The 3,702-nt window shown below is 66.5% G+C and carries 5 protein-coding genes; all 5 read left to right on the forward strand.

The genetic code is table 11. The annotated features are described in order from the left end of the window. Nucleotides 1-1,337: eCIS core domain-containing protein (locus VK519_RS05260; RefSeq protein ID WP_324348081.1), on the forward strand; the 1,337-nt coding region annotated here is incomplete at its 5' end. Continuing rightward, nucleotides 1,334-1,993 carry a hypothetical protein gene (locus VK519_RS05265; RefSeq protein WP_324348082.1) on the forward strand — a complete coding sequence of 220 codons (660 nt, stop codon included), beginning with the start codon at nt 1,334-1,336 and terminating at the stop codon, nt 1,991-1,993. The genes VK519_RS05260 and VK519_RS05265, both read left to right, overlap by 4 nt. Next, on the forward strand, nt 1,994-2,311 hold the full coding sequence (locus VK519_RS05270) for a LysM domain-containing protein (protein ID WP_324348083.1): 318 nt from the start codon (nt 1,994-1,996) through the stop codon (nt 2,309-2,311). Further along, entirely contained in the window at nt 2,304-3,440 is a 1,137-nt protein-coding gene (locus VK519_RS05275; protein ID WP_324348084.1) for a hypothetical protein, read from the forward strand. Before VK519_RS05270 ends, VK519_RS05275 begins: the two co-directional genes overlap by 8 nt. Continuing rightward, a partial coding sequence (locus VK519_RS05280; RefSeq protein ID WP_324348085.1) for a phage baseplate assembly protein V occupies nt 3,437-3,702 on the forward strand: 266 nt, incomplete at its 3' end. The genes VK519_RS05275 and VK519_RS05280, both read left to right, overlap by 4 nt.

Below are 3,702 nucleotides of genomic sequence, written 5' to 3' on the forward strand. Positions count from 1 at the left end.
AGCTGCAACGCAAGGCGGCCACAGGCGCGAAGATCGACGCCGTACCATCGAGCGTCCACGCGGTGCTGGCGTCGCCGGGTTCACCGCTAGCACCGGCCGTGCGCGCACCGATGGAACGAGGATTCGGCCACGATTTCAGCCACGTCCGCGTACATAACGATGCATCCGCCGCGCAATCGGCGGCGGCCGTCGATGCCGCCGCCTATACGGTGGGTTCGCACGTCGTCTTCGGCTCGGGGAGTTATGCACCGGGAACCCGGGGAGGACGGCACCTGATTGCACACGAGTTGGCCCACGTCGTGCAACAGGGCGGCGGACTCATGCGCAAATCACTCTCGAGCATGATGCTCGGATCGGATAACGACCCCGCCGAGCGCGATGCCGACCAGGCGGCCGATCGCGTCGCCGCCGGTGACCACGCCTCGCCCAGCATCGCTGCGCCACTTTCGGTGCAGCGGCAGCCACGCCGTGGCGTGGCCTTTGAAGGCCTGGATGAAGCCGGGCCCGGTGCGGACTTCACGGGCAGGACCGACGACCGCCTCGCTGCGTGCCTTCGCGGCACCCGCGGTATCCCCAACGATTGCCCGCATGCTCCATTGACGCTCGGCGACTTTAGCGAGGTCCGTGCCCTGGGTGGTTTTGCCGCTGTCACCGGATCGGACGTCGCCCCCATGGCGATGGACACCGTGGCGGCTACCTGCATGCAGACGATCCTTGGCTGGACGGCCGATCAGACCCATGTGTTCCAGGGTGTCTTCCTGCCGCGAAGCAGCCACGTCATACGTTCGGTTGCCCGGGCGAATAATCCGAACGAGAACGGCTGCGCACGCGTCGGCAGGCAGTGTAACCAGAACTTCACCCGGCGCATGCCGCGGGGCATGGTGCCTGGGGCCTTCACCTGGAGCAGTGACGGCACGTGCCCTGCGGCTGCGGCGCCGCCGATCACGGCTGCCACGCGCGGCGACTGCCCGGCGCTCGTTACCCAATGCACGGCCAATGCCGTGGCCGATCAACCAAGGTTGCTTGCGCACGAGCAGGGACACCTGGACATCGCCTGCAGGATGGCTCGCCGGATCAACGATGCCATCCGGAACGGCACGCCGCTTTCGACCTTTCCCCAGAATGCTGTCCGGCGTGCCGTGCGCGTGGTTCAGGACCGCTATGACACTGAAACCCGCCACGGCTGCACCGCCGCTGCGCAGGCCCGCTGGCTAGCCGACATCGCCGCTGGCTTGCCCAATGCGGTCATTCCGACCGCGCGGCCATCCCGTCGTGGCGCGCCCCCGCCACGATCCCGCCCGCGGACGCGGCCGCCCGGCACTGGCATGCGGCTATGAGCGCCTTCCCCGGTTCCCCGCGCATCTTGAAGGGCGGCATCGTGCTGATCGATCCGGACACCTCGGCGGTCAAGCGCGTGGTGTCGCTGCAATACAACCCCGACACGCTCACGCGCACTTTGAGCGTGCAATCGATGGCCGCCGAGGGTGGCGACCGTGCCGAGGTATTGCGCTTGAAGGGGCCGCCGGTGGAAAGCTTCAAGCTTGAGGCGGAGATCGACGCCACCGACCAGCTGGAAACACCCGACCAATTCCCGGGTGCCGTGCAGTCGGGCATCTTCGCCCAGCTCGCAGCGCTGGAGACGATGCTGTATCCGACATCCGCACAACTGCGCGCCAACGACGCGCTGGCCGCGGCAGGCACGCTGGAGATCGTGCCGATGGAAACGCCACTGGCGCTGTTCGTCTGGAGCGCGTCGCGCATCGTGCCGGTACGCATCACCGAATTCAGCGTCACCGAGGAAGCCTTCGACCCATCGCTTAACCCGATCCGCGCGCGCGTTTCACTTGGCTTCCGCGTGTTGTCCGTGACCGACGTACCCACCGGCCACAAGGCCGCGGGGCTCTTCATGAATTACCTCCAGCAAAAGGAAAAGCTCGCCGGCAGCTTCACTGCCGCGCCGCTGTCCGCGCTGGGCGTGACGGGAGTGCCTTAGATGGCCACGATTGCCGCCAATAGCCGCTACCTCACCACGCCAACGGCCACCTTTACGCAGGCCGATGGCACGCCGGTGGTCTACTTCACGCGGCGCTTCGTTCCGCAGCCTGGGAAATTCGCCACGATGCAGTGGCACGTGGTGACGCAGGGCGAGCGCCTGGATCAGATCGCCTGGGCCGCCTTCGGCGACGCGGAACTGTTCTGGCGCATCTGCGATGCCAATTGCGCGCTCCGGCCCGAGGACCTCACCGACGAGATTGGCACCCGGCTTCGCATCACATTGCCTGAGGGCGTGCCGGGAGTGGGTGATGCTTAAGGGCGTGCACCTGACCCTGCTGGTGGGGCCCGTGGTACCGATCCCGGTGCCGCAGATCGTGCTTGATGCGCTGACCGACGTGGAGGTGGTGGCGCCGGACGAGGCTGCCGGCGCCTTCACCCTGAAGTTTTCGATGAGCGTGCGCTCGCCGCTTCATACCTTGTTCCTGCTCAGTGGCGGGGCTGCCATCCCGTTGCTGCGGGTGATCCTGGTGGCCACGGTGAACGGGTCGCCGAATGTGCTGATCGACGGCGTGGTGACGCGCACGGAAATCCTCCCTGGGTCCGATGCGCGGCATACCAGCCTGCAGGTGACCGGTGACGACCTCACCGCCGTGATGCAGCAGCTGTTGTTCTCCGGCATCCCGGGCATACCGTATCCGGCGATGCCAGCCGAAGCGGTGGTGGCGTTGATCCTTGCCAAGTATGCGTTCCTCGGCGTGGTGCCGCTGGTGCTGCCGAGCATCGCGCTGGATGTTCCCATCCCCACCAACCGCATTCCCAGCCAGCAGGGCAACGACCTGGAATACATCCGCCTGCTGGCCGAGCGCGTGGGTTATGTCTTCTATATCGATCCGGGCCCGGCACCGGGCATGAGCGTGGCCTACTGGGGACCGAAGGTGAAGGTGGGCGTGCCTCAGCCGGCGTTGAACGTGGACATGGATGCGGCCAGCAACGTGGACAGCTTGAGCTTCAGCTACCAGGGCAATGCCCGCAGTCTTCCGGTGGTGTACATCCAGAATGAACTGACCAAGGTGCCGTTGCCGATCCCGATTCCCGATATCGGGCCACTGAATCCGCCGCTGGGGCTGATCGATCCGCCCCCGCAAACACTCAGGCCGCTGCCTGAGACGGCGAAGTATTCCCCGGTGCGGGCCATGCTCCTTGGCATGGCGGAGGCGGCGAAATCCGCCGACACCGTTACCGGGCGCGGCAGCCTGGACGTCACCCGCTATGGCCGGGTGCTGAAGTCGCGGCAACTGGTGGGCGTGCGCGGGGCAGGGCCGGCATTCGATGGCCTGCATTACGTCAGCGAGGTGCGTCACACCATTCGTCGCGGTGAGTACAAGCAGTCGTTCACGCTCTCCCGCAAGGGACTTCTTTCCACCGTGCCGGCGGTGCCGGCATGAACGCCAAGTACTACGGCAAATACCGCGGTACCGTGGTCAACAACGTCGACCCCGAACAGCGCGGCCGCATCATGGCCATCGTGCCGGATGTCGCGGGGCTTATTCCCGGCAGCTGGGCCTTACCGTGCGTGCCCTTCGCCGGCAAGCAGAGCGGCGTGTACGTGGTGCCGCAGGTGGGTGCCGGCGTGTGGATCGAGTTCGAGCAGGGCGATCCGGATTACCCGGTCTGGACGGGTGGCTTCTGGGGCTCGGCGGCCGAGGT

Origin of the sequence: Pinirhizobacter sp. (genome assembly GCF_035317885.1) — a bacterium.
Classification (GTDB): Bacteria; Pseudomonadota; Gammaproteobacteria; order Xanthomonadales; family Rhodanobacteraceae; genus Pinirhizobacter.